The sequence below is a fragment of the Streptomyces sp. NPDC052687 genome (assembly GCF_040678395.1).
Lineage (GTDB): Bacteria > Actinomycetota > Actinomycetes > Streptomycetales > Streptomycetaceae > Streptomyces.
The window spans coordinates 60946-83035 of record NZ_JBFATR010000012.1 but is presented as its reverse complement, the minus strand read 5'-3'; the positions used below and the strand labels follow the sequence as shown (position 1 = coordinate 83035).

At 72.7% G+C, this 22090-nt stretch carries 26 protein-coding genes and 1 pseudogene; 21 read left to right on the top strand and 6 right to left on the bottom strand.

Features of this window, described 5'->3' with window-relative positions:
* Positions 1-85 precede the first annotated feature (85 nt).
* Positions 86-1285 (top strand): FAD-dependent oxidoreductase, encoded by a 1200-nt coding sequence (locus AB0K92_RS13680; protein WP_365922397.1) that lies wholly within the window; start codon positions 86-88, stop codon positions 1283-1285.
* A 10-nt stretch (positions 1286-1295) separates the two neighbouring features.
* Positions 1296-2249 carry a sigma-70 family RNA polymerase sigma factor gene (locus AB0K92_RS13675; protein WP_365922395.1) on the top strand — a complete coding sequence of 318 codons (954 nt, stop codon included), beginning with the start codon at positions 1296-1298 and terminating at the stop codon, positions 2247-2249.
* Between the two features lie 34 nt (positions 2250-2283).
* Here AB0K92_RS13675 and AB0K92_RS13670 read toward each other — a convergent pair whose 3' ends face one another.
* The gene (locus AB0K92_RS13670; RefSeq protein ID WP_166000078.1) at positions 2284-3306 is read right to left on the bottom strand and encodes a LacI family DNA-binding transcriptional regulator; all 1023 of its coding nucleotides are present in this window, start codon (positions 3304-3306) and stop codon (positions 2284-2286) included.
* Between the two features lie 98 nt (positions 3307-3404).
* Entirely contained in the window at positions 3405-4193 is a 789-nt protein-coding gene (locus AB0K92_RS13665) for a response regulator transcription factor (RefSeq protein ID WP_365922392.1), read from the bottom strand.
* Between the two features lie 275 nt (positions 4194-4468).
* Here AB0K92_RS13665 and AB0K92_RS13660 point away from each other — a divergent pair, with 275 nt between their 5' ends.
* From AB0K92_RS13660 to AB0K92_RS13620, 9 genes are all read left to right on the top strand, one after another.
* Positions 4469-5365: an alpha/beta fold hydrolase gene (locus tag AB0K92_RS13660; RefSeq protein WP_365922390.1), complete on the top strand. Its 897-nt coding sequence runs from the start codon at positions 4469-4471 to the stop codon at positions 5363-5365.
* A 38-nt stretch (positions 5366-5403) separates the two neighbouring features.
* Positions 5404-5658, top strand: coding sequence for a MoaD/ThiS family protein (locus AB0K92_RS13655; protein ID WP_365760422.1), 255 nt, complete (start codon positions 5404-5406; stop codon positions 5656-5658).
* A 7-nt stretch (positions 5659-5665) separates the two neighbouring features.
* The gene (locus AB0K92_RS13650; RefSeq protein WP_365922388.1) at positions 5666-6844 is read left to right on the top strand and encodes a hypothetical protein; all 1179 of its coding nucleotides are present in this window, start codon (positions 5666-5668) and stop codon (positions 6842-6844) included.
* Positions 6845-6962: 118 nt separating this feature from the next.
* Positions 6963-7694: a DUF2993 domain-containing protein gene (locus AB0K92_RS13645; RefSeq protein WP_365922386.1), complete on the top strand. Its 732-nt coding sequence runs from the start codon at positions 6963-6965 to the stop codon at positions 7692-7694.
* A 300-nt stretch (positions 7695-7994) separates the two neighbouring features.
* A complete protein-coding gene (locus AB0K92_RS13640) occupies positions 7995-8075 on the top strand; it encodes a putative leader peptide (protein WP_350203226.1) in 81 nt (26 codons plus the stop codon).
* Between the two features lie 144 nt (positions 8076-8219).
* A complete protein-coding gene (locus tag AB0K92_RS13635; RefSeq protein ID WP_365922384.1) occupies positions 8220-9059 on the top strand; it encodes a sulfurtransferase in 840 nt (279 codons plus the stop codon).
* A 66-nt stretch (positions 9060-9125) separates the two neighbouring features.
* Entirely contained in the window at positions 9126-9416 is a 291-nt protein-coding gene (locus AB0K92_RS13630) for a DUF1416 domain-containing protein (protein WP_043502058.1), read from the top strand.
* 92 nt (positions 9417-9508) lie between these two features.
* Positions 9509-9769, top strand: coding sequence for a DUF3099 domain-containing protein (locus AB0K92_RS13625; protein ID WP_365922382.1), 261 nt, complete (start codon positions 9509-9511; stop codon positions 9767-9769).
* 37 nt (positions 9770-9806) lie between these two features.
* Positions 9807-10193: a VOC family protein gene (locus AB0K92_RS13620; RefSeq protein WP_365922380.1), complete on the top strand. Its 387-nt coding sequence runs from the start codon at positions 9807-9809 to the stop codon at positions 10191-10193.
* On the opposite strand, the gene AB0K92_RS13615 is transcribed toward AB0K92_RS13620, so the two are convergent.
* Positions 10187-10549: a DsrE family protein gene (locus AB0K92_RS13615; RefSeq protein ID WP_166000060.1), complete on the bottom strand. Its 363-nt coding sequence runs from the start codon at positions 10547-10549 to the stop codon at positions 10187-10189. The genes AB0K92_RS13620 and AB0K92_RS13615 overlap by 7 nt on opposite strands.
* A 373-nt stretch (positions 10550-10922) precedes the next feature.
* Between AB0K92_RS13615 and AB0K92_RS13610 the strand changes: the two genes are divergently transcribed.
* From AB0K92_RS13610 to AB0K92_RS13585, 6 genes are all read left to right on the top strand, one after another.
* Entirely contained in the window at positions 10923-11498 is a 576-nt protein-coding gene (locus AB0K92_RS13610) for an FABP family protein (RefSeq protein ID WP_166000058.1), read from the top strand.
* Positions 11499-11888: 390 nt separating this feature from the next.
* Entirely contained in the window at positions 11889-12557 is a 669-nt protein-coding gene (locus AB0K92_RS13605; RefSeq protein WP_365922377.1) for a hypothetical protein, read from the top strand.
* A 39-nt stretch (positions 12558-12596) separates the two neighbouring features.
* On the top strand, positions 12597-14288 hold the full coding sequence (locus tag AB0K92_RS13600) for an N-6 DNA methylase (RefSeq protein WP_365922375.1): 1692 nt from the start codon (positions 12597-12599) through the stop codon (positions 14286-14288).
* The gene (locus AB0K92_RS13595; RefSeq protein WP_365922373.1) at positions 14285-14917 is read left to right on the top strand and encodes a restriction endonuclease subunit S; all 633 of its coding nucleotides are present in this window, start codon (positions 14285-14287) and stop codon (positions 14915-14917) included. The genes AB0K92_RS13600 and AB0K92_RS13595 overlap by 4 nt, the downstream gene beginning before the upstream one ends.
* Before the next feature lie 29 nt (positions 14918-14946).
* Positions 14947-15384 carry a Fur family transcriptional regulator gene (locus tag AB0K92_RS13590; protein ID WP_166000056.1) on the top strand — a complete coding sequence of 146 codons (438 nt, stop codon included), beginning with the start codon at positions 14947-14949 and terminating at the stop codon, positions 15382-15384.
* A gap of 10 nt (positions 15385-15394) precedes the next feature.
* Entirely contained in the window at positions 15395-16360 is a 966-nt protein-coding gene (locus tag AB0K92_RS13585) for a folate-binding protein (protein WP_365922371.1), read from the top strand.
* 26 nt (positions 16361-16386) lie between these two features.
* Here the strand turns inward: AB0K92_RS13585 and dtd are convergent, their stop codons facing one another.
* On the bottom strand, positions 16387-16812 hold the full coding sequence (gene dtd / locus AB0K92_RS13580) for a D-aminoacyl-tRNA deacylase (protein WP_166000052.1): 426 nt from the start codon (positions 16810-16812) through the stop codon (positions 16387-16389).
* Between the two features lie 136 nt (positions 16813-16948).
* On the opposite strand from dtd, the gene AB0K92_RS13575 reads away from it, so the two are divergent.
* From AB0K92_RS13575 to AB0K92_RS13560, 4 genes and pseudogenes are all read left to right on the top strand, one after another.
* Entirely contained in the window at positions 16949-17557 is a 609-nt protein-coding gene (locus tag AB0K92_RS13575; RefSeq protein ID WP_365922368.1) for an aerial mycelium formation protein, read from the top strand.
* Positions 17558-17927: 370 nt separating this feature from the next.
* Positions 17928-19184, top strand: coding sequence for a GNAT family N-acetyltransferase (locus AB0K92_RS13570; RefSeq protein ID WP_365922366.1), 1257 nt, complete (start codon positions 17928-17930; stop codon positions 19182-19184).
* Positions 19185-19329: 145 nt separating this feature from the next.
* Positions 19330-20151, top strand: a pseudogene (locus tag AB0K92_RS13565) (winged helix-turn-helix domain-containing protein).
* Positions 20148-20927 (top strand): HAD family hydrolase, encoded by a 780-nt coding sequence (locus AB0K92_RS13560; protein ID WP_365922363.1) that lies wholly within the window; start codon positions 20148-20150, stop codon positions 20925-20927. The pseudogene AB0K92_RS13565 and the gene AB0K92_RS13560 overlap by 4 nt, the downstream one beginning before the upstream one ends.
* On the opposite strand, the gene AB0K92_RS13555 is transcribed toward AB0K92_RS13560, so the two are convergent.
* On the bottom strand, positions 20889-21110 hold the full coding sequence (locus tag AB0K92_RS13555) for a zinc-binding dehydrogenase (RefSeq protein WP_365922361.1): 222 nt from the start codon (positions 21108-21110) through the stop codon (positions 20889-20891). The genes AB0K92_RS13560 and AB0K92_RS13555 overlap by 39 nt on opposite strands.
* Complete coding sequence (locus AB0K92_RS13550) at positions 21107-22075, bottom strand: zinc-binding dehydrogenase (protein ID WP_365922359.1); 969 nt, start codon at positions 22073-22075, stop codon at positions 21107-21109. The genes AB0K92_RS13555 and AB0K92_RS13550 overlap by 4 nt, the downstream gene beginning before the upstream one ends.
* Positions 22076-22090: the final 15 nt, after the last annotated feature.

Below are 22090 nucleotides of genomic sequence, written 5' to 3'. Positions count from 1 at the left end.
GCGCACATCACATGCGGTTCCTGTCAGCAATCGGCTCGCCGTCCCGCTCAACCCACGACAGCATCCGAACCGACAGGAGCCGCACATGAAGCACCGCATCGTCGTCCTCGGCGCCGGATACGCCGGGGCCTACGCGGCCGGGAACCTGGCCCGCCGGCTGTCCCCGGCGGACACCGAGATCACCGTGGTCAACGCCGAGCCGGACTTCGTCCAGCGGCTGCGGCTGCACCAGCTCGCGGCCGGACAGCGGATCCAGGCGCCGAAGCTCGCCGACGTCTTCGCCGGCACCGGGATACGGCTGCGCGTGGCCCGGGTCACCGCCGTCGACCCCGGGCGCCGCACCGTCGCCGTGGCCGACGCGGGCGGCGGCGGCGAACTCGGCTACGACACGCTCGTCTACGCGCTCGGCAGCCGTGTCGCCGACCACGGTGTGCCCGGCGTGGCCGAGCACGCCTTCGACGTCACCGGCCGGCCCTCGGCGCTGCGCCTGCGCGACCGCCTGGACGCCCTGGAAGGGCGGGGCGGCGGCACCGTCCTGGTCGTCGGCGACGGGCTGACCGGCATCGAGACCGCCACCGAGATCGCCGAGTCCCGGCCCGGCCTGTCGGTGACGCTGATCGCCCGCGGAGAGCCGGCCGCCCGGCTCTCCGCCGGGGCCCGCGGCCACCTGCGCCGGGCCTGCGACCGGCTGGGCATCACCGTCCTGGAGCACACCTCCGTCGAAGCCGTCGAGGCGACGCGGGTGCTGTGCGCCGACGGCACCGTCCTGGCCTCCGACGCCACCGTGTGGACGGCCGGGTTCGCCGTCGACCCCATCGCCGCCCAGAGCGGTCTGGAGGTCACCGAGGAGGGCCGGATCGTCGTCGATCGCAGCATGCGCTCGGTCTCCCACCCGGACGTCCACGCCATCGGCGACAGCGTCCACGCCATCGGTGACAACGGCCGGCCGCTGCCGATGTCCTGCGCGTCGGCCGGCGACACCGCCCGGCGGGCCACCGAGGCGATCGTGGGGCGCCTGACCGGCGGCAGGACCGCGGACGTCAGACTGACCTACGTGGGCAATCACATCAGCCTCGGGCGGCGGGACGGGATCCTGCAGCTGGTCGACGGCGAAGGGCGGGCGAAGCCGGCGTACCTGGGCGGCCGGAAGGCGGCGCGGATCAAGGCGGGGATCCTCGCGACCGCGCTGTGGGCGGTCTCGCACCCCACCTTCGGCATGCCCAGGCGCCGGCGCCGGCTGACCGCCGTGCCGGCGGCACCGGCCGCGAAGCGCCTGGCCGCCTAGGGCCGGCCACGTGGACGGCATCGCCACCGATCGCTTCGACACCGGCCGGTTCGAGGCCAGCCGGAACCGGCTGGCCGCGCTGGCGTACCGCCTGCTGGGCTCCGCCGCCGACGCCGAGGACGCCGTGCAGGACGCGTTCCTGCACTGGCAGGCGGCCGACCGGCAGCGGATCAGGGTGCCGGAGGCCTGGCTGACCAAGGTCGTCACCCATCTCTGTCTCGACCGGCTCCGCTCGGCGCAGGCCCGCCGCGAACGCGCCGTGGGCGCCTGGCTGCCCGAGCCGCTCCTCGACGGCGACCCGATGCTCGGCCCGGCCGACACGTTCGAGCAGCGCGAATCGGTCTCGCTGGCCGTGCTGACGCTCATGGAACGCCTGTCACCCGTCGAGCGGGCCGTCTACCTCCTGCGCGAGGCGTTCTCCCACAGCCACGCCGAGATCGCCGAGATCCTCGACATCACCGAGTCCGCGAGCCAGCAGCACCTGCACCGGGCCCGGCGCCGCCTCACCGCCGCCCGCCGCCGCGGTGGTGAACCGGACCCGGGATCGGCCCGCCGGATCGTCGAGGAGTTCCTCGCCGCGGCCTCCTCGGGCCGCACCGAACGGCTCGTGGCGCTGCTCACCGACGACGCGACCGCGATCTCCGACGGCGCGGGCCTGGCCGAGCGGCTGCTGCGGTTCGACACCCCGCGGCGCATCGCCACGGTCGCCCGGGCCGGCTTCCGGCCCACGCCCGCGAAGCGGCGCCTGGCCGGCGGCACCCCCGCCGTCCACTACGCGCTCGTCAACGGGGCCCCCGCCGTCCTCTTCGTGCTGGGCGACCGGGTCATCGGCGCCGTCACGTTCGACCTCGCCGACGGGCGGATCGCCACCGTGCGCGGTATCGCCGCGCCCGCCCGCCTGGTCCGCCTCAGCGAGGCGTGGCGGCGGCACGAGCCGGACACGCCGCTCATCGCCCAGTGGTGACCACGTGAGAGGAGCGCCGCCGGACCCGCGAGGGTCACTCACAGCCGCACGACCGCCGCACCACCAGCCGCGACGGGAACACCTTCAGCCGCTCCCGCCGCGAGCCCGCCACCCGCAGCCCGTCGTCGAGGACGAGGTCCACCGCGGCGCGCGCCATCGCGGACCGGTCCGAGGCGACCGTGGTCAGCGGCGGGTCGGCGAGCGCGGCCTCCTTGATGTCGTCGAAGCCGGCCACGGCCAGCTCGCCGGGGACGTCGATGCGCAGCTCGCGGGCCGCGCGGAGCAGGCCGATCGCCTGGTCGTCGGTGGAGCAGAAGATCGCGGGCGGGCGGTCCGGGCCGGCGAGGATCTCCAGGGCCACCCGGTAGGCGTCGTAGCGGTTGTACGGCGCTTCGAACAGCCGTCCCTCGGTCGGGACGCCCGCCTCCTCCATGGCGCGCCGCCAGCCCTCGACGTGGTCGGAGACCGGGTCGCCGACCGCCGGGGTCTCGGCGGTGCCGCCCATACAGGCGACGTACTCGTAGCCGTGTTCCAGCAGGTGGCGTACGGCGAGCTGGGCGCCGCCCAGGTCGTCGGTGACGACGGCGACGTCGTCGATGGACTCGGGGCGCTCGTGCAGCAGCACGATCCGGGCGTCCCACGCCTCGATCTCGGCGGCGGCCAGGTCGTTCAGCGCGTGCGAGACGAGGATCAGGCCGGAGACCCGCATCCCGAGGAAGGCGCGCAGGTAGTGGACCTCGCGCTCGCCGACGTAGTCGGTGTTGCCGACCAGGACCATCTTCCCGCGCTCGGACGCGGCCTGTTCGACCGCGTGCGCCATCTCCCCGAAGAAGGGCTGGCGGGCGTCCGGGATGATCAGGCCTATGAGGTCGGTGCGGCGGGAGGCCATCGCCTGGGCGACCCGGTCCGGCCGGTACCCCAGTTCCTTGATCGCCGCGAGGACACGCTCGCGCGTGGCCGGGGCGACCGGCCGGGGTCCGTTGTTGATGACATAGCTGACGACGGCGGTCGAAGTTCCCGCCAGCCGCGCCACATCATCCCGAGTCACCTTGGCCACGCGCGGAGTCTACGCGGAGAGACCGGCTCTGGGCAGGGCGTCTTGCACCTTGGCCGTACCCGCCCGGAGTGCCGGTCCGCCGCGTCCGGTATGCCCGGTCAGGCGTCGGCCGGGACCTCGGTGACGGAAGAGGCGGTCACGCTGTCCGGCTTGCCCGCCCTGTCCGCCTTCGCCCGGTCGGCCTTGGCCTTGGCCTCCTCGGCGGCACGCTCCACCTTCTCCGGGGTGACGAACCGGTAGCCGACGTTGCGGACGGTGCCGATCAGCGACTCGTGCTCGGGGCCGAGCTTGGCCCGCAGCCGCCGTACGTGGACGTCGACCGTCCGGGTGCCGCCGAAGTAGTCGTAGCCCCAGACCTCCTGGAGCAGCTGGGCGCGGGTGAAGACCCGGCCCGGATGCTGGGCGAGGTACTTCAGCAGCTCGAACTCCTTGAAGGTCAGGTCGAGGACCCGGCCCTTGAGCTTGGCGCTGTACGTCGCCTCGTCCACCGACAGGTCGCCGTTGCGGATCTCCATCGGGGAGTCGTCGTTGACGATCTGCTGGCGGCCCATGGCGAGCCGCAGCCGCGCCTCGACCTCGGCCGGGCCGGCGGTGTCGAGCAGCACGTCGTCGATGCCCCAGTCGGCGGTGACGGCGGCCAGGCCGCCCTCGGTGACGACGAGGACCAGCGGACAGCCGGGGCCGGTGGAGCGCAGCAGCTGGCAGAGGCTGCGGACCTGCGGGAGGTCGCGGCGGCCGTCGATGAGGATGACGTCGGCACCCGGGGTGTCGACGAGGGCCGGGCCTTCCGCCGGGGCCACCCGCACGGTGTGCAGGAGCAGGCCGAGCGCGGGGAGCACCTCCGTCGACGGCTGGAGGGCATTGGTGAGAAGCAGCAGAGAGCTCATCGCGCCCCACCTGCCTGGGTCGTCGTCATACGTTCGTGCACGGTTCGCTCGCCCATAACGTCTGGTTCCTCCTCGGTCCCTTCGAGGACGTTTGCGGCACTGCTTCGTACGCGCGGTTCCCGCGCCCCTGGGATCCGCTGCGGCCCCGTGGGGCCACTCATGCGATCGACGGCCCGTACACCTGCGGTTTCCCGCGTCGTATACAACGCTTCCGAAAGCACAAAAGGACCCGGGGGCTACGCTGCCCGAGTCCTCTGCCCAGCAGAATAGCCCACATGAGCTCAGGTCCGGCAGGTCATGTGGCCCGATCCACCCCGCCATCCACCGTTCGTCCGCATCGCGAGACGACCGGAGGGACCGGGTCCGCACGAAAGCGGACGTTTCTGCACACGGCCGACGGGGTGCGGATCGAAGCCGTATACGAACCGCCCCGTGCCGTATACGAACCGCCAGACGAACCGGCGGCGGGCGATGGCGACACCGCGCGGCCGCCCGCCGGCCACCTCGTGTTCGTGATCGCCCACGGCTTCACCGGTGACGTGAACCGCCCGCACGTGCGCCGGGTGGCGCGCGCCCTCGCGCACCACGGCGCCGTCGTCACCTTCTCCTTCCGCGGCCACGGCGCCTCCGGCGGCCGTTCGACCGTCGGCGACCGTGAGATCCTGGACCTGGCCGCCGCCGTGGACTGGGCCCGCGCCCTCGGGCACACGCGCGTGGTGACCGTCGGCTTCTCCATGGGCGGCTCGGTGGTGCTGCGGCACGCGGCGCTGCACCGGGAGCAGGAACTGGCCGCCGTCGTCTCGGTCAGCGCGCCGGCCCGCTGGTACTACCGCGGCACCGCCCCCATGCGCCGCCTGCACTGGCTGGTCACTCGCCCCGCCGGCCGCCTGGTCGGCCGCTACGGCCTGCGCACCCGCATCCACCACCGCGACTGGGACCCGGTGCCGCTCTCGCCGGTGGAGGCGGTCCCGCGGATCGCCCCGACCCCGCTGCTGATCGTCCACGGCGACCGGGACGGCTACTTCCCGCTCGACCACCCGTACATGCTGGCCACCGCCGCGGGCGACCACGCCGCCCTGTGGATCGAGCCGGGCATGGGCCACGCCGAGCACGCGGCCGACGACGCCCTGCTCGCCCGCATGGGTGACTGGGCCACCGGCGTGGCGGGCTAGCCTGGCCGTGTCATGAGTGGACTGACGTGAGGGACGAGATGGCAAAGGTCACGGTGCGCTACTGGGCCGCCGCGAAGGCCGCGGCCGGGGTGGCCGAGGAGGCGTACGAGGCGGCCACGCTCGCCGACGCGCTCGCCGCGGTGCGGGAGCGCCACCCCGGCGAACTCGCGCGCGTGCTGCGGCGGTGCTCGTTCCTCATCGACGGCGATCCCGTCGGGACCCGTGGACATGAGACGGTACGGCTGACCGACGGCGGCACGGTCGAGGTGCTCCCGCCGTTCGCAGGAGGGTGACCGACCGATGAACGACCAGCAGCGGTACGACGGGCAGCCGTACGACGGGCAGCGGTACGACGGGCACGAGGGCTACCCGGACTACCAGGGCCACCAAGGGCACCAGGGCCACCCGGGCCACCAGGGCTACGACCAGTACCAGCGGCAGTACGAGCAGCAGCCGCAGTACCAGCAGCCCCAGCACCAGCAGCAGTATCAGCAGTACCCGGAGCAGTACCCCGCCGCCCCCTACACCCAGCAGTGGCAGGGGCAGACCTGGGACACCCAGGTCCAGCAGACGACTGCGCCGTACGCCTCGCAGCAGCCCTACGCCCCGCAGCAGACGTACGCGATGCCCGGGCAGCCGTACGAGCCCCAGCCCCCCGCGGCGACGGTGCCCCCACCGGCACCGGCACCGGAGCCCGCCGCTCCCGCGGCCCCCTCGGCCCCGCTCACGGCGGCCCAGCGGGCCCGCCTGGAAGGCCGTTCCCCGATCATCGAGCCCGGACTCCAGCCCGCCGCGCTCACCGCGCTGCTCGGCGCGCTGCTGTCGGGCGCCGCCGCTGTCGGCGCGTACGCGCTGCTCGTGCCGCTGGTCGTGCTGCAGGCGGTGACCGCGGCCGGCTGGTTCCGGCTGAACGGCATGTGGCCGGCCCGGCAGGGCATCGTGCTGGCCTTCGCGGGCGCGCTCGCCGCCGACGCGGCACTGCTCGCCACCGGACGAGACCACGGCCCGGCGGTCATCCTCGGCACGCTCGGCGTCTGGGTGCTGCTGTCGCTCGTCCTCCAGCTGCGCTCGCACGCCGACCCGGACGAGCGTCTGTACGGCCTGACGGCCACCGTCGTCTCGGCCGCGCTCGCGGTCCTCGCGACCGGCTACCTGGCGGCCGAGGCCGACGCGGTCACGATCGGCGCGGCGGCCGTCGCGGTCGCCGTCCTGGCCCGCGCGCTGCCGCTGCCGACCCCGGCCTCCGTCGTCGCCGCACTGCTCGCCGCCGCCGGCGCGGGCCTCGCGGTGGGCAACCTGACCGGCGCCGGCACCGAGGCCGCGCTGCTCGGCGCGGCGGCGGGCGCCTGCGCCCTCGTCGGCCACCGCGTCGCGAGCTACGACTATCCGTCCCGCTTCGTCCACTTCACCGCGGGCGTCGCCCTGCCCCTGACGGCCGCCGCGCCGGTGGTGTGGGTGCTGGGGCGGGCCCTGGGCTGAGCCGCGCCGCCGGGGGCGGACGGCGCGGCGCCCTGTCACAGTTGATCCACAATCCCCCGGCGTCCCCGCCCCGCGGGGTTACCGTGGCGGTCGTCGCCGAAGGCCGAAGTGGGGAAACATGCGCGCGCTGCGAATACTTCTGATCGTCGTCGTGGTGCTCGGCGGACTCTTCGTGGCCGCCGACCGCATCGCCGTGCACTTCGCCGAGGGAGAGGCCGCGGACCGGCTGCGGGCCACCGAGAACCTGCCGCGGACCCCGGACGTGTCGATCAACGGCTTCCCCTTCCTCACGCAGGTGGCGGGCGGCGAGCTGGACGACGTCGAGGTCGGCATCCAGGACTACGAGGCCGCCGCGGGCGACGGCGAGAAGATCCGCATCGACGACCTCCAGGCCCACATGAGGGGCGTGCGGTTCTCCGGCGACTACAGCTCCGCCACCGCCGCCTCGGCCACCGGCACGGCGACCATCGCCTACGACGAGCTGATGAAGGCCGCCAAGTCGGAGCCCACGGAGGTGGCCCCCGACATCACCGCCCGCGTCGTGAGCCTCGGCGACGGCGGCAACGGCAAGATCAAGGTGGGTGTGGAGGTCGAGCTGCCGGTCCTCGGCACCCGGCAGCTGTCCGTGCTCAGCACCGTCAGCGTCAAGGGCGACAACGTCGAGGTGCGCACCGACTCCCTGCCGGAGCTGGCCGGGCTCGACCTCGCCGAGAACTCGGTCCGCGAGATCACCGACTTCCAGCAGGCCATCGACGACCTGCCGGGCGGCATCCGGCTGGACAAGGTCGAGGCCGCGGCGGACGGTGTGGAGATCTCCGTGAAGGGTTCGGACGTCCGGCTGGCCGGGTAGGACCGGCGGGGCGGGCGACGACTCCGGGCGGGTCGGGGCGGAGCGTGCGGACGGGACGCCGCGTGACTGCGGCTGTCCACGGCTGTTCGCGACCTGTCCGCGATCCGTCCGCCGCTGTCCGAGACTGTCCGAGGGGCGAGACGGCCCCGTCCGCAGCGCAGCCGTGAGGCCCGAAGCAGGCGCCCGGGAGCCGTACGACGACGGCCCGGGCGCTTTTGTCATCCCGCTATCCGGACGATCGTGTCTCACCATGCGACACACCGGTGACACGCCCGCCCGTCCGTCCCTACGATCGACCGCATGAAGCGACAGGCGGATCTCACGAAGCGGCGGGCAGTGGACCTGTGCCGCGTTGCCGCCATGCTCTGTCGCACCGTCTGAGCGGCAGCACCCGCCAGCCGCGTTCACCCACACCCGCCCTGCCCAGGGCATCCGTGCGCCGTGCCGCGCGCCGCAGCGCGGCGGCCGTCCGCGCACGCCTCTCACTCGCACGCCCCGCCGCAACTGCCCCGGAGGAGAAAGAGCATGAGCCGCAGCGACGTCCTGGTCGACGCCGACTGGCTCCAGGACAACCTGGACAACCCCGCCATCGCGATCGTCGAGGTGGATGAGGACACGTCGGCCTACGACAAGAACCACATCCGCAACGCCATCAAGATCGACTGGACGCAGGACCTGCAGGACCCGGTCCGCCGCGACTTCATCGACCAGGAGGGCTTCGAGAAGCTCCTGTCGGAGAAGGGCATCGCCAACGACCACACGGTGGTCCTCTACGGCGGCAACAACAACTGGTTCGCGTCCTACGCCTACTGGTACTTCAAGCTCTACGGCCACGAGAACGTCAAGCTCCTCGACGGCGGCCGCAAGAAGTGGGAACTGGACGCCCGCGAGCTGGTCGAGGAGGTGCCCGAGCGCCCGGCGACCGAGTACAAGGCCAAGCCGCAGAACACCGCGATCCGCGCCTTCCGCGACGACGTCGTCAAGGCCATCGGCAGCCAGAACCTCGTCGACGTCCGCTCGCCCGACGAGTTCTCCGGCAAGCTGCTCGCCCCTGCCCACCTGCCGCAGGAGCAGTCGCAGCGCCCGGGTCACGTCCCGACCGCCCGCAACATCCCGTGGTCGAAGAACGCCAACGACGACGGCACGTTCAAGTCCGACGAAGAGCTGAGGAAGCTCTACGAGGAGGAGAGCATCGACCTCTCCAAGGACACCATCGCCTACTGCCGCATCGGCGAGCGCTCCGCCCTGACCTGGTTCGTCCTGCACGAGCTGCTGGGCGTGGAGAACGTCAAGAACTACGACGGCTCCTGGACCGAGTACGGCTCCCTCGTCGGCGTGCCGATCGAGCTCGGCGCCAACAAGTAATCCCGGCAAGCAGGCAAGAAAGACGACCCGACCGGCCTTCCGGTCAGACCCCTCTTGGAGAAAGACATGTGCGGAGCGAAGGCCGGCGGCCCCGACGCCTCGACGATCAAGCCCGGTGAGACCACCATCCAGGGCCAGGTGACCCGCGACGGCGAGCCGGTGACCGGCTACGTCCGGCTCCTGGACTCGACCGGCGAGTTCACCGCGGAGGTCCCGACCTCCGCCACGGGCCAGTTCCGCTTCTACGCGGCCGAGGGCACCTGGACCGTCCGCGCCCTGGTCCCCGGCGGCACCGCCGACCGCACGGTCGTCGTCGCCGAGAAGGGCGCGCTGGCCGAGGTCGCCATCGCGGTCTGACGGACCCGTACGGCGAGAGGGCCGCACCCCCTGGGTTGGACGCCTGGGGTGCGGCCCTTCTCCATGCCCGCGACCCTGCCTACGCTGGACACATGTACGCGCGGCGACGTCATCTGTACTTCGCCCTGATGGGCACCTGCCTGGTGCTGTTCGTCCTGGCGTGGGCCGTGGTCCGGCTCGTGTCGACCGAGGCGGCCGTCGGCATGTGCGTGGTCGCCATGCTCATCCCGCCCGTCGCCGCGATCGTCGCCAACCGGCGCGGCCCCGACGACCGCTGGTGGGACGCTCCCTCCGGCGACCCCCGGTCCGACGAGTGGTGGGACGAGCTGGACGGCAGGAAACGCCCGAGATGACGGGCGTCGGCCCGGCCGGGCGGGGTACCCCCGGCACATGAGACTCGTGGCGGCGACCCTGGACGCGCCGAGCGCGCGTGAGCTGGCGGACTTCTACCTGCGGCTGCTGCCCGGCTGGCGGGTGTGGAACGGCGAGGAGGGGCCGGACTGGGTGCACATCCGCCCGCCGGACGGCGGCACCGGACTGTCCTTCCAGACCGAGCCCCGGTACGTGCCGCCCGTCTGGCCGAGCGAGCCGGACCGGCAGCAGATGTCCGTCCATCTGGACATCGCGGTGGACGACCTGGAGGGCGAGACGGCCGCCGCCCTCCTCGCGGGCGCCCGGCTCGCCGCGTACCAGCCCCAGCCCGACGTGCGGGTGCTGCTGGACCCGGCGGGACACCCCTTCTGCCTGTACGTGCCGACGGGGGACGGCGGTCAGTAGACGAGCGCCTGGGTGTCCTCGGCCAGCGCCTCCTGCACGAAGACCTGCGCGCCCGCGATCCGGACGCCCTCGATGACGTCCTTCTCCGTGATGTCCCGCCGGGCCGCGCACTGGGTGCACAGGGTCAGCCGGCCCGCGGCGAGGATCGAGTCGATCAGGTCGGGGAGCGGGGCCGCGTGCGGCAGCTCGAACTCGGCCGCCCGGCCGGGCAGCGCGAACCAGGCGGACTCGCCCGTCAGCCAGACGGACACGTCCACCCCGCTGGCCACGGCCACCGCCGCCACCGTGAACGCCTGCGAGCAGCGCTCGGGAGCGTCGGCCCCCGCCGTCACCTTGATCACGAGCTTCTTCGCCATGTCCGCATCGTAATCACCTCCCGCCGAGGCGGTGAGGCACCCGAGGCGCCCGAAGTGCCGACGGAGGCACGGGCGGCACGACGCCGCCGCTGCCGTACGACCGGACGATCACCCCGGCAGGTCCGGCTGCCCACCTGGCCCGCGGCCGCCTCCAGGGGGCACCTCACACCGTGGGCCGGGCCCCGGCCGCGTAAGCTGGGGCCTGGCCCCGTGTACGTACGTACCTCACCACGCTCATCCAAGGAGCACGCCGTGGAGCTCTTCTTCGAAATCCTGCTGGTCCTGGTCGCCGTCGGCGTTCTCGCCTTCGCCGGTCTGACCGTGAAGAAGCTGTACCAGGGCCAGCGCTGACCACCCCTAGGAACATCTGCTCATGATCGAGATCCCGTCCGACCTCCACAAGGACCTCGTCCCCCTCGCCTTCCTGCTCGGCAACTGGGTGGGCGCGGGTGTGCACGACTTCCCCGGTTCCGAGAAGTGCAACTTCGGGCAGGAGGTCACCTTCACGCACGACGGCCGGGACTTCCTGGAGTACCACTCGCACACCTGGGTGCTCGACAAGGACGGCAACAAGGTCCGCCCGCTGGAGTCGGAGCACGGCTTCTGGCGGATCGACGCCGACCGCAAGGTCGAGGTGACCATGACCCGCGACGACGGCGTCATCGAGATCTGGTACGGCGAGATGGCCCACCAGAAGCCGCAGATCGACCTGGTCACCGACGCCGTCGCCCGCACCCCCGCCTCCCAGCCCTACAGCGGCGGCAAGCGGCTCTACGGCTACGTCAAGAGCGACCTGATGTGGGTCGGCGAGAAGCAGACCCCCGAGGTCGAGCTGCGCCCCTACATGTCGGCGCACCTGAAGAAGGTCGTCACCCCCGAGGACGTCGAGCGCTGGGCCAAGGCCCTGCCGGACGACCTGCCGGACGACGGGATCGCCTTCTTCAAGTAGGCGGAGTCCCGCCCCTCGTCCTCACAGTGGCCCGGCACGGTGGTGCCGGGCCACTTCGTGTCTCTGGTGCCGATCCTCGAAACAATCCCAGCAGCGCCGGAGAGGGGTTAACAGATATGTTGCGCAGTGCACTGCGCTTGCGCGCCGGGTGCTGTTGTGGCTACGGTGGAGTCCACATCGCGTAGGAGTGCAGTGAGTGGCGCGTCGCGATACGTGCCACGCAAAAACCCCCGGTCACACAGAGATGTGACCGGGGGTTCGAAAGCCGTGCCCCGGGTGGCGTGCTGTGCAGAGGCGAGCCCAGGGCGTTCGTATCTCACCGTATCACGGTGGGAGCTTCCTGTACTGGACCGTGCTTGGCGAAGCCATGCCCGAAAGAGGGGGATCACAGTGACCGACAGGCTGCCGGAGTGGATGCTTCGGGCCTTTTCGAAGCTCAGGTTGGCGCGCTACGTCCACGCGGCACGCGGCAACGCTGTGGTGGCCGGACGGCTCTACTGGTGGAACGTCGAGGCGTCCGCCGCGCTCTACGGCTCTCTCCACTGTCTGGAGCTCGCCCTGCGCAATGCCCTTCACCATCAGCTCTCTCTTGCGTACGGCAGGGCCGACTGGTGGACGGTGGCACCGCTCAATCCCAACGGACAGCGACTCGTCGCCAAGGCGAGGAGCAAATGCGAGCGCCGTGGGCTCGCCCCGGCACCGGCGGACGACATCGTGGCCGAGCTGTCCTTCGGATTCTGGGCCTCGTTGGTGAGCGGCGGATCGCGTTACGACCGCCTGTTCTGGGTGCCCACCGTGCACAAGGCGTTCACGCACTACTCAGGTCGCCGCGACGACCTGTACGACAGTCTGTGGTCGCTGGTCCTGCTGCGGAACCGGATCATGCATCACGAACCGATCCACCACCGAGATCTCGCCGCCGATCATGCCAAGATCTACCGCATGCTGGGGTATCTCGACCCGCAGCTGGCCAAGGAGGCGCAGGCCATGGACCGTTTCCCGACGGTCCTCGCGAGCCGAGGTGACGTGCTGCGCGGTTCCCGGCCGCCTCGCTTCTGAGTCCGTTCCACGCTCCGCTCTCGAGTCCGGGGAGGTGCTATGAGTGACATCGCCGATGTCTTCGTCTCGCGCGCCGACATCGCGCGGCACGCGGGAGTACGGCGGCCGGCTGTGACGAACTGGGAGCGGCGGCACCGGGACTTCCCCGCTCCGGCCCCTGCGGACCATGCCGACGGCCTCGGTGAGGTAGAGGTCTTCCGGGCCTCGGAGGTCGTGGAATGGCTGGATCGGCGGACGATCCCCGCGAACGCCAGGCGGTCCGAGGAGCCGGCCGGGACCACGTACGGGGATCGGTTCCGTGCCTCGCTCGGAGGGGGGACGAGGACCGGGGCGTTGCTCAAGGTCGTGCAGCGCCTCGGCGGCCCGGAGGCGGAACGCTTCCGCGGGGAGCTCTCCGTGGCGGACTACGTCACCGTACTGCTCTCGCTCGTCTATGTGCGGGGGTGTCAGCCCGAAGGATGGAAGCGCGTGACGGCCGCGGCGGACAGGTACCCGTCGCTGCTGCCCTCCGGTGAGTTGCTCGCGCGCATCCTCGCGAAAGCCGTCGAACAGGGCCTCGGCCAGGGTCACGACGAGTTGTTCCTCGCGCTCTCCACGAAGCTCGGTGACCTCCGGGTGGCCAACACCGTCCGACTGCTGGACCAAGCCGGACCGGCGGAGCGGACGGAACACGCCCAGGCCTTCGAATGGCTCCTGGCACGGTACGGCGAGCTCGGGGGCAAGACGGCCGGCGACTTCTTCACGCCGCGCGCCGCCGTCGACATCGTGTCGAAACTCCTGACCAGCGAGGCACAGGACGTCCGGAGCGTGCACGACCCCTTCGTTCGCGCGGGCGAGCTGCTGTCCGCGGCACTCGACGTCGTGGCGGAGGCCCAGCAGGGCCCGCGTGTCCTCGAAGCAAGTGGCGCGGGGGTGGGAGAGCACCCACTGGCCCTGGCCGGAATGAATCTCGCGCTGCACGGTCTGTCCCATGCCGACCTGCGGCCCGGACACACGGCCCCGTCCGCGGGGCTCGTGCCGGGCCGCCCCGGCTTCGACCGGGTCCTCACGAATCCGCCGTTCAACGCGCGGCTCCCGGAGTATCCCGTCGCGCCCGGGCACTGGCTGTACGGTCAGCCGCCCAGGCACAACGCCAACTTCGACTGGCTCCAGTACGTCGTGGCCTCGCTCGCCCCCGGCGGACGGGCAGCTGTCGTGATGTCCGACAGCGCAGCATTCTCCTCCAACCCGTCCGAACGGCGAATTCGGGCCGCCATGGTGGAGGACGGCGCGGTGGAGGCGCTGATCGCCCTGCCTCCCCAACTGTTCACCACGACGAGCATCTCCGTCACGGTCTGGCTGCTGCGGCATCCGCGGGGGAACGGTGACGAAGTCCTGTTCGTCGATGCCAGGCGATTCGGATCGATGGTCTCCCGGCTGCAGAGAGCACTTGCCAGGGACGAGATAGAGAGCATCCTCCGGGAGTACGAGTCGTGGAAGGCAGCCCGGAGGGCGGGCCACACGTACCCGGGCACTCCAGGAGTGAGCAAGGCCGTACCGCTCGCTGAGATCAGGGAGCGTGACTACACGCTCAGTCCTTCTGTCCATCTCTCGAGTGACGTCCCGACCGACGCGCGGTCCGCGGACCCACGCGAACTGGACGCGCTCGCTGGACGTCTGGCGGAGGCGCACAGCCGGGCCCGCGACGCGGATGCCGAGGTCGACGAACTGCTCAGGAGGTACGGCCTGTGAACGCGGACGGCCGCGAAGGCATCCCGGAGGGGTGGCAGCGTGCTCCTCTCGGCGAGCTCTGCGACATCCAGGCGGGCGGACCGGCACTGCGCCGGAGCGAGACCATGCCCGACGGCGTTCCGCTTGTACGCCCGGCTGATCTCCACCACCGGAGGATCTCCGCCGAGCCGGGGATGCCCCGGGTGGCACCGGAGAGGGCGCGCCACCTGCACAGACACCGACTCGCGGCCGACGACATCCTGGTGACCCGCACCGGAACGATGGGCCGGGCCGCGCTCGTCACCACCAACGAGCAGGACTGGCTCTACAACAGCCACCTGCTGCGCCTGCGACCGCATGATCCGGCGCAGACGCCGTACCTCCTCGCCTACCTGACCCGTCGGGCAACTGCTCAGTGGCTGGAGAGCCGGGCTGTAGGAACCACCGGCATGCGGTCGATCACCGTACGCACGCTGTCGGAGCTGCCGGTCACACTTCCGCCGCTGGACCAGCAACGGGACATCGGCGCTGCCCTGGCAGCGGTCGACGAGAAGATCAGGGCGCACGAGGACATCGTCAGGACGACCGGTGCCCTGCGCGAGGCCCTCTCCGACCTCCTGATGTCGGGCCGGCTGCCTCCCCGCCCGTGACCGGCGTGGACGCTCCTACACTGGGTGCCGTGGTGAGCACCGACTGGAAGAGCGATCTGCGGCAGCGCGGCTACCGGCTGACCCCGCAGCGGCAACTCGTGCTCGAAGCCGTGGACACCCTGGAGCACGCGACCCCCGACGACATCCTCAGCGAGGTGAGGAAGACGGCGTCGGGGGTCAACATTTCCACGGTCTACCGGACGCTGGAGCTGCTGGAGGAGCTGGGGCTGGTCAGCCACGCCCACCTGGGCCACGGGGCGCCGACGTACCACCTGGCCGACCGGCACCACCACATCCACCTGGTGTGCCGGGACTGCTCCGGCGTCATCGAGGCGGATGTGAGCGTGGCCGCCGAGTTCACCGCGAAGCTGCGCGAGCAGTTCGGGTTCGACACGGACATGAAGCACTTCGCGATCTTCGGCCGGTGCGAGGACTGTTCGCTGAAGTCTTCAAGTACCGAGTCGTAGGCTTGGAGCCATGAAGAGCCCCCTGCTGTCCCTGCCCGGCGCCGTCCCCGCCGAGGGCGTGGACGAAGGCGTCGCCGCGCACTACGGCGACCTGTTCCGCGAGCAGCGCGCCCTCGCCGACGGCACCGGTTTCGTCGACCTCTCGCACCGCGGGGTCGTCACGGTCTCCGGCGAGGACCGGCTGAGCTGGCTGCACCTGCTGCTCACCCAGCACGTCAGCGACCTGCCCGCGGGCGAGGCCACCGAGGCGCTGATCCTGTCCGCCAACGGCCACATCGAGCACGCGCTCTACCTGGTCGACGACGGCACGACGGTGTGGGCGCACGTCGAGCCCGGCACCCAGGACGCGCTGATCCGGTACCTGGAGTCGATGAAGTTCTTCTACCGGGTCGAGGTCGCCGACCGCACCGCCGACCACGCGGTCGTCCACCTGCCCGCCGGCTCCATCGCCGAGGTCCCGGAGGACGTCGTCGTACGGCAGACCCCGTTCGGCCGTGATCTGTTCCTGCCGCGCGAGCGGCTGGAGGAGTTCGCGGCGCAGGCCGGTCCGGCGGCCGGGCTGCTCGCCTACGAGGCGCTGCGCGTCGAGCACCACCGGCCCCGCCTCGGCTTCGAGACCGACCACCGGACCATCCCGCACGAGCTGGGCTGGATCGGCACGGCCGTGCACCTGCAGAAGGGCTGCTACCGCGGCCAGGAGACCGTCGCCCGGGTGCAGAACCTGGGCAAGCCGCCGCGCCGGCTGGTCTTCCTGCACCTGGACGGCAGCGAGGTCCACCTGCCGCCGAACGGCACCGAGATCCGGCTCGCGGACGACGGCCCCGACGGCCGGAAGATCGGCTTCGTCACCACCTCCGTGCGCCACCACGAGCTGGGCCCGGTCGCCCTCGCGCTGGTGAAGCGGAACGTGCCGGTGGACGCCCGGCTGATGGCCGGGGACACCGCGGCGGCGCAGGAAGTCGTCGTCGCCCCGTAGGCCGTAGCCCGGTGGGGCCCGTGGGGTTACATCTCCAGCAGGACGGTGAACGGGCCGTCGTTCGTCAGCGACACCCGCATCTGCGCGCCGAACCGGCCCGTCTCCACCGTCGCGCCCAGCGCCCGCAGCTGGGCCACCACCTCGTCGACCAGCGGCTCGGCGACCTCGCCGGGCGCGGCCGCGTTCCAGGTGGGGCGGCGGCCCTTGCGGGCGTCGCCGTAGAGAGTGAACTGGCTGATCACCAGGAGCGGGGCGTCGAGGTCGCTGCACGACTTCTCGTCGTGCAGGATCCGCAGGGTCCACAGCTTGCGGGCCAGCTGCGCCGCCTTCTCCTTGGTGTCGTCGTGGGTGACGCCCACGAGCACGCACAGGCCCTCGCCGATGATCTCCCCGACGGTCCGGCCGTCCACCACGACGCTCGCGCCGTCCACCCTCTGCACCACAGCTCGCATACGACCATCATGCCGTGGCCGCTTTTCGACCCCCAACTCGCCCATCTGGGGCCGTTCGGGGGCACTCGGTCACATAGCGGCCACTTGGGGTGGCACGATGCTTCCCACACACCGGTCGAGGGGACGGTAGAGGCACATGAGCACACCGAGCACGGGTGAGGAAGTGGGGACACTGCGGCCACCCGCGCAGCGCACCGACAGTCCCGGCTTCGAGAGCGCCGTCCGGCCACCGCTGCCGCCGGAGCCGACCGAGCCCGACCTGACGGCGCTGAGCCTGCCCGAGCTGCGCGCGCTGCGCCGCGACGCCCAGCGCGACGAGGCGGACCTCAGTTATGTGCGGCGGCTGCTGCAGGGGCGGATCGACATCCTGCGGGCGGAGCTGGCGCGGCGCGGGCCGGCGTCCGTGGTGGCGGTGGGCGAGGCGTCGGTGGTGGAGCGGCTGCCGGAGATCCTGACGGACGCCCCGGCGCGGCACCGTTCCTCCGCCCGCCATGTCACGCTGGGCACGCCGCAGAGCGAGGAGTACCGGCGGCTGGCCGCCGAGATGCTGGCCGAGGTCGAGCTGTCCGCGCTGGACGCGCGCACGGACGCCGAGCTGACGGACGGGATCGGGCGGCTCGTCCGCTACGAGCAGCAGGTCTCCCGGCGCCGCCAGCGGCTCCAGCGCACGGCCGACGAGTGCAGCGCGGAGATCGCCCGGCGCTACCGGGACGGGGAGGCGCAGGTCGACGACCTCTTGCTGTGAGGGGCCGGCGGGGGCCTGGGGTGCTCTTTCACGTCGGCGGGGGCCTGGGTGCTCTTGCGTGCCGGCGGGGGCCTGGGGCTGTGACGCGTCGGCGGTGAGTTGGGCGGGTGATCCGCCCGGTGGGCTGGGTGCGTGATCCGCCCGGTGGGCTGGGGGTTGTGATCGGCACGGTGGCCTGGTGGGTGTGATCCGCCCGATGGCCCGGGGGCTGTGATCAGCCCGGTGGCCTGCCGCTCCGGTCCGTCCGGTGGCCTGCCGCTCCGGTCCGTCCGGTGGCCTGCCGCTCCGGTCCGTCCGGTGGCCCGCCGCTGTCGTGCGCCGCGTCGAAAACCTCGCGACGGGCCCGGTGCGGGACGCCTACGGTGACGCCATGAGCGACCGCGACGCACTCGACATACGCACGATCACCGAGGACGAGACGCCGGACTGGCTGCGGGCCCTGTCCGTGGGCTTCCTCCAGGGCCCCGTGGTGTCCGAGGACGTGCTGGCCGCGCGGGCCACCGGCATCGTGCCGGAGCGCACCACCGGCGCCTTCGACGACGGCCGGTGCGTGGCGACGCTGCGCTCGTTCCCGCAGGAGCTGACCGCGGTCGGCGGCGCGCTCGTCGCCGCGAACGCCGTCACCAACGTGACCGTGACCCCGACGCACCGCCGGCGCGGGCTGCTGACCCGGATGATGGGCCGGGACCTGGCGGCGGCGAAGGAGCGCGGGGACGTGGTCGCGACGCTGATCGCCGCCGAGTACCCGATCTACGGCCGGTACGGGTTCGGCCCGGCCACCACGGCCGCCGAGTGGACCGTCGACGTGCCGCGCACCGGCCTCGACCCGCGCTGGGCAGGCCCGGAGGACGGCGGGCGGATCGACCTGGCCGACGCCGCCGAGGTGCGCAAGCTGGGCCCGGAGCTGTACGAGCGGGTGCGGCGGGCGACGCCGGGCGCGGTGGACCGGGGCGAGCGGTGGTGGCGGATCGAGACCGGTGAGCTGCGGGTCCGGCCAGAGCGGAAGGAGCCGTTCTACGCGGTGTACCGCTCGGCGGCCGGGCAGGTCGACGGGATGGTGGCGTACACCGCCGACGACCGGTGGGGCGACGCCAAGCAGCCGCTGAACACCGCCACCGTGAACTGGCTGGTGGCGGCCCGTCCGGAGGCGGAGCGGGCGCTGTGGCGGTTCGTGTGCTCGATCGACTGGGTCACCACGGTGAAGACGGGCTACCGGGCCCCGGACGATCTGCTGCCGCTGTTCCTGCCGGACCCGCGCGCCGCCCGGATCACCACCCAGGCGGACTGGATGTGGGTGCGGATCCTGGACGTCGTACGGGCGCTGGAGGCGCGGACGTACGCCGGGGCGGGGCGGCTGGTGCTGGAGGTCGCCGACGCGGGCGGATTCGCCGGCGGGCGGTATCTGCTGGAGGCCGCGGAGGACGGCCGGGCGGTGTGCGCGGCGACCTCGCGGGAGGCGGACCTGACGCTGGACGTGTCGGACCTCGGGGCGCTGTGGCTGGGGGACGAGTCGGCGGTGCGGCTTGCGGCCGCGGGGCGGGTGCGCGAGACACGAGCGGGCGCCGCCCGGATGGCCGACGCCCTGCTGCGCACGTCCAGGCGTCCTTGGTGCCCGGACTCGTTCTGAGCCTCCCTTCGGCCGGCGGCTGTGGGCTTCACGCATCCGTAGCGTGCTCTTCGTGTGGTGGCCGCTGTGCGGTGGTGCGGTGGCCGTCGGGCTCCCGGCTCCCCTCCGGAGGGAAGCCCGCCAACCTTCCACAGCTTTCGCCAGGTTGTGGAAGTTGGTGGCCAACCGCGACGGCCGGCTCAGGCCGGGTGACCGGCTGCCCACGCAGGCCGAGCTGGCGGAAGAGTTCGGCGTGGAGCGCGGCACCGTACGCCAGGCGCTGCGCGTCCTCCACGAGGAAGGGCTGCTCAGCCATGTCACCAAGGGCAGCCCGCCGCGGATCGCCGACCGCGCGGCGCCGCCCGCCGAGACGCCCCAGCGGGCGATGGTGGGCCTCGCCCCCCGGCTCGCCCACGCCTTCACCGCCCCGCACGTCCGCGTCGACGCGGCCTGCCTGACCGCCGAGACGCTGATGCTGGCGCTGGGCGAACCGCTGCGCCTGATCCACGAGGGCCGCGTCCGCCCCGAGTCGGTCGACGTCCGCGTCCTGCTGCCGTCCCGGAACATCAACCTCGCCTTCCCCGTCCCGGTCTAGGACCGGGGCGACGGCGACGACAACCCCGTCCACCAGCGCTGGCTCGCCATGCGCAACGCCCAGGGGCACGTCCTGCGGCACAACCTGCGGATGCTGACCGTCTCGCACGGCGACGTGCGCGTGTCGTTCCGCGCCCTGCCGTTCACCCCGCCGGTCAAGCTGTACCTGCTCAACGGCGCGGAGGCGCTGATCGCGTACTACATGGTGGCGCGCCGTGAGGAGACCACCGAGGCCGGTGTCCTCGACATGTACGACGCGCTCGGCACCGAGTCGCTGCTGTTCTCCTTCGACCGGGAGGCCGGGCCGCGCGACGCCTCGTTCGTGGACGAATCGCAGAAGTGGTTCGACGCCCTCTGGGAAACCATCACCACGGACCTGACACTCTCCTTGTGACTTCTGATACGACGCGGACCGAACCGGTGGCGAGCCCGACCGACCGGCTGCGGCGGCTGGTGAGCCGCGCCGAGGTCGTGCTGTGGGACTTCGACGGACCGATCTGCCGGCTGTTCGCCGGGCATCCGGCGCCCGAGGTGGCCGGGAGCCTGGTGGACTGGCTGGAGACGCGCGGCCTGCGCGGGCTGCTGACCGAGGCGGAACGGCACACCGCCGACCCGCACGCGGTCCTGCGCGCGGTGGACCGGGCCGGGCTCGGCCGGGACGTGGTGGCGGAGCTGGAGGAACGGCTGACCCGGGAGGAACTGCGGGCCACCGCCACCGCGATGCCGACCGCGTGGGCCGACCCGCTGATCCGCACCTGGACCGCGCTCGGCGCCCGCCTCGCCGTCGCCTCCAACAACTCCCCGCGCGTCATCGGCGCCTACCTCGCCGGCCGGGGCCTGGCCGACTGCTTCGGACCGCACATCTACGGCCGCGACACCGACGCGCACCGCCTCAAACCGGACCCCTACCACCTCCACCGCGCCCTCAACGCGCTCACCGCGGCCCCCGCCACCGCCCTGCTGATCGGCGACAGCCCCACCGACCACGAGGCCGCCCGCCGCGCCGGCATCCCCTTCCTCGGCTACGCCCGCAACACCCGCAAGGCCCGCCTCCTCGCGGACGCCGGCGCGCGCGACGTCATCGGCTCCCTGGAGCCGCTGCTGCACCTCCTCCGCGAGAACAAGCCATCCTCACCGCCCCGCGCGCAGCAGCACCTTCCCGGTCAGTGACCGGCTCTCGATGAGGGCGTGGGCGCGGGCCGCTTCCGGGAGGGGGACGGTCCGGCCGACGACCGGGGTGAGGCGGCCGTCCGGCGGTGGCGTGCGTGACGGCGAGGAGGCGGCTTCGTGGGCGGGGTGGTGGGTTCGGGCGGGGTCGGTGGTGCGGGTGCCGTGGGGGCGGGCGGGGCTCACCGTTCCGTGTGCAGCAGCACCTTCCCGGTCAGTGACCGGCTCTCGATGAGGGCGTGGGCGCGGGCCGCTTCCTGCAGGGGGACGGTCTCGCCGATGACCGGGGTGAGGCGGCCGGCGGCGGCTTCCGTGTAGGCGAGGGAGCGCAGGCGGCGGACCTCGGCCTCGGGGTACTGGGCGTCGGCGATGCCGTAGAGGGTGATGCCGCGGCGGGCCGCCTCGTCCGGGTCGATGCCGGCGAAGGCGCCGCTCGGGGCGCCGTGGGCGGAGAACCGGCCCCCGGGCGCGGTGAGGGGGAGCGCGGCGGCACCGAGGGTGCCGCCGACGCCGTCGAGGACCACGTCGGCGGCCCCGCCCAGGGCGGCGCGGGCGCGCTCGGGCCAGCCGGCGGCGGTGACGTCCACCGTCTCGTGCGCGCCCAGCCGCCGTACCAGCGCCAGTTTCTCCGCGCCGCGGGCCGCCGCGACCACGTGGGCGCCGCGGGCGCGGGCGAGCTGGACGAGGAGGGTGCCCATGCCGCCGGAGGCGCCGAGGATCAGCACCCGGTCGCCGGCCGTGAGGGCGGTCCGCTCCAGCAGGCCCATCGCCGTGACCCCGTCGTGGACCAGGGCCGCCGCCGCCGGCAGGGCGAGGCCGTCCGGTACGGGGGTCAGGGCGCCCTCGGGCGCGAGGGCGAGCTCGGCGTAGCCGCCGTCGACGAACGCGGCGACCCGGCGCCCGCGCCACTCCTCCGCGACCCCGGACCCCACCTCCCGCACGGTCCCCGCGACTCCGCCGCCGGGCACGTACGGCGGCACCATGCGGAACCACTCGCCGCCCCACCCCGCCCGCAGCTGGGTCTCCAGGAAGATCGTGTCGGTCCGGGCGACCTCGATCAGCACCTCGCCCGGTCCGGGGACGGGGTCCGGCACCTCCACCGGTACCAGCACCTCCGGGCCGCCGAACTCCTTCACCTGCGCCGTGAGCACCGCTCACACCTCCGT

What these genes read in the sequence shown, in the direction of transcription:
- AB0K92_RS13680 (WP_365922397.1), top strand. Translation starts at nt 86, where the DNA reads ATGAAGCACCGCATCGTCGTCCTCGGCGCCGGATACGCCGGGGCCTAC.
- AB0K92_RS13665 (WP_365922392.1), bottom strand. Translation starts at nt 4,193, where the DNA reads ATGAGCTCTCTGCTGCTTCTCACCAATGCCCTCCAGCCGTCGACGGAG.
- AB0K92_RS13660 (WP_365922390.1), top strand. Translation starts at nt 4,469, where the DNA reads ATGAGCTCAGGTCCGGCAGGTCATGTGGCCCGATCCACCCCGCCATCC.
- AB0K92_RS13655 (WP_365760422.1), top strand. Translation starts at nt 5,404, where the DNA reads ATGGCAAAGGTCACGGTGCGCTACTGGGCCGCCGCGAAGGCCGCGGCC.
- AB0K92_RS13650 (WP_365922388.1), top strand. Translation starts at nt 5,666, where the DNA reads ATGAACGACCAGCAGCGGTACGACGGGCAGCCGTACGACGGGCAGCGG.
- AB0K92_RS13645 (WP_365922386.1), top strand. Translation starts at nt 6,963, where the DNA reads ATGCGCGCGCTGCGAATACTTCTGATCGTCGTCGTGGTGCTCGGCGGA.
- AB0K92_RS13640 (WP_350203226.1), top strand. Translation starts at nt 7,995, where the DNA reads ATGAAGCGACAGGCGGATCTCACGAAGCGGCGGGCAGTGGACCTGTGC.
- AB0K92_RS13635 (WP_365922384.1), top strand. Translation starts at nt 8,220, where the DNA reads ATGAGCCGCAGCGACGTCCTGGTCGACGCCGACTGGCTCCAGGACAAC.
- AB0K92_RS13630 (WP_043502058.1), top strand. Translation starts at nt 9,126, where the DNA reads ATGTGCGGAGCGAAGGCCGGCGGCCCCGACGCCTCGACGATCAAGCCC.
- AB0K92_RS13625 (WP_365922382.1), top strand. Translation starts at nt 9,509, where the DNA reads ATGTACGCGCGGCGACGTCATCTGTACTTCGCCCTGATGGGCACCTGC.
- AB0K92_RS13620 (WP_365922380.1), top strand. Translation starts at nt 9,807, where the DNA reads ATGAGACTCGTGGCGGCGACCCTGGACGCGCCGAGCGCGCGTGAGCTG.
- AB0K92_RS13615 (WP_166000060.1), bottom strand. Translation starts at nt 10,549, where the DNA reads ATGGCGAAGAAGCTCGTGATCAAGGTGACGGCGGGGGCCGACGCTCCC.
- AB0K92_RS13610 (WP_166000058.1), top strand. Translation starts at nt 10,923, where the DNA reads ATGATCGAGATCCCGTCCGACCTCCACAAGGACCTCGTCCCCCTCGCC.
- AB0K92_RS13600 (WP_365922375.1), top strand. Translation starts at nt 12,597, where the DNA reads ATGAGTGACATCGCCGATGTCTTCGTCTCGCGCGCCGACATCGCGCGG.
- AB0K92_RS13585 (WP_365922371.1), top strand. Translation starts at nt 15,395, where the DNA reads ATGAAGAGCCCCCTGCTGTCCCTGCCCGGCGCCGTCCCCGCCGAGGGC.
- dtd (WP_166000052.1), bottom strand. Translation starts at nt 16,812, where the DNA reads ATGCGAGCTGTGGTGCAGAGGGTGGACGGCGCGAGCGTCGTGGTGGAC.
- AB0K92_RS13575 (WP_365922368.1), top strand. Translation starts at nt 16,949, where the DNA reads ATGAGCACACCGAGCACGGGTGAGGAAGTGGGGACACTGCGGCCACCC.
- AB0K92_RS13570 (WP_365922366.1), top strand. Translation starts at nt 17,928, where the DNA reads ATGAGCGACCGCGACGCACTCGACATACGCACGATCACCGAGGACGAG.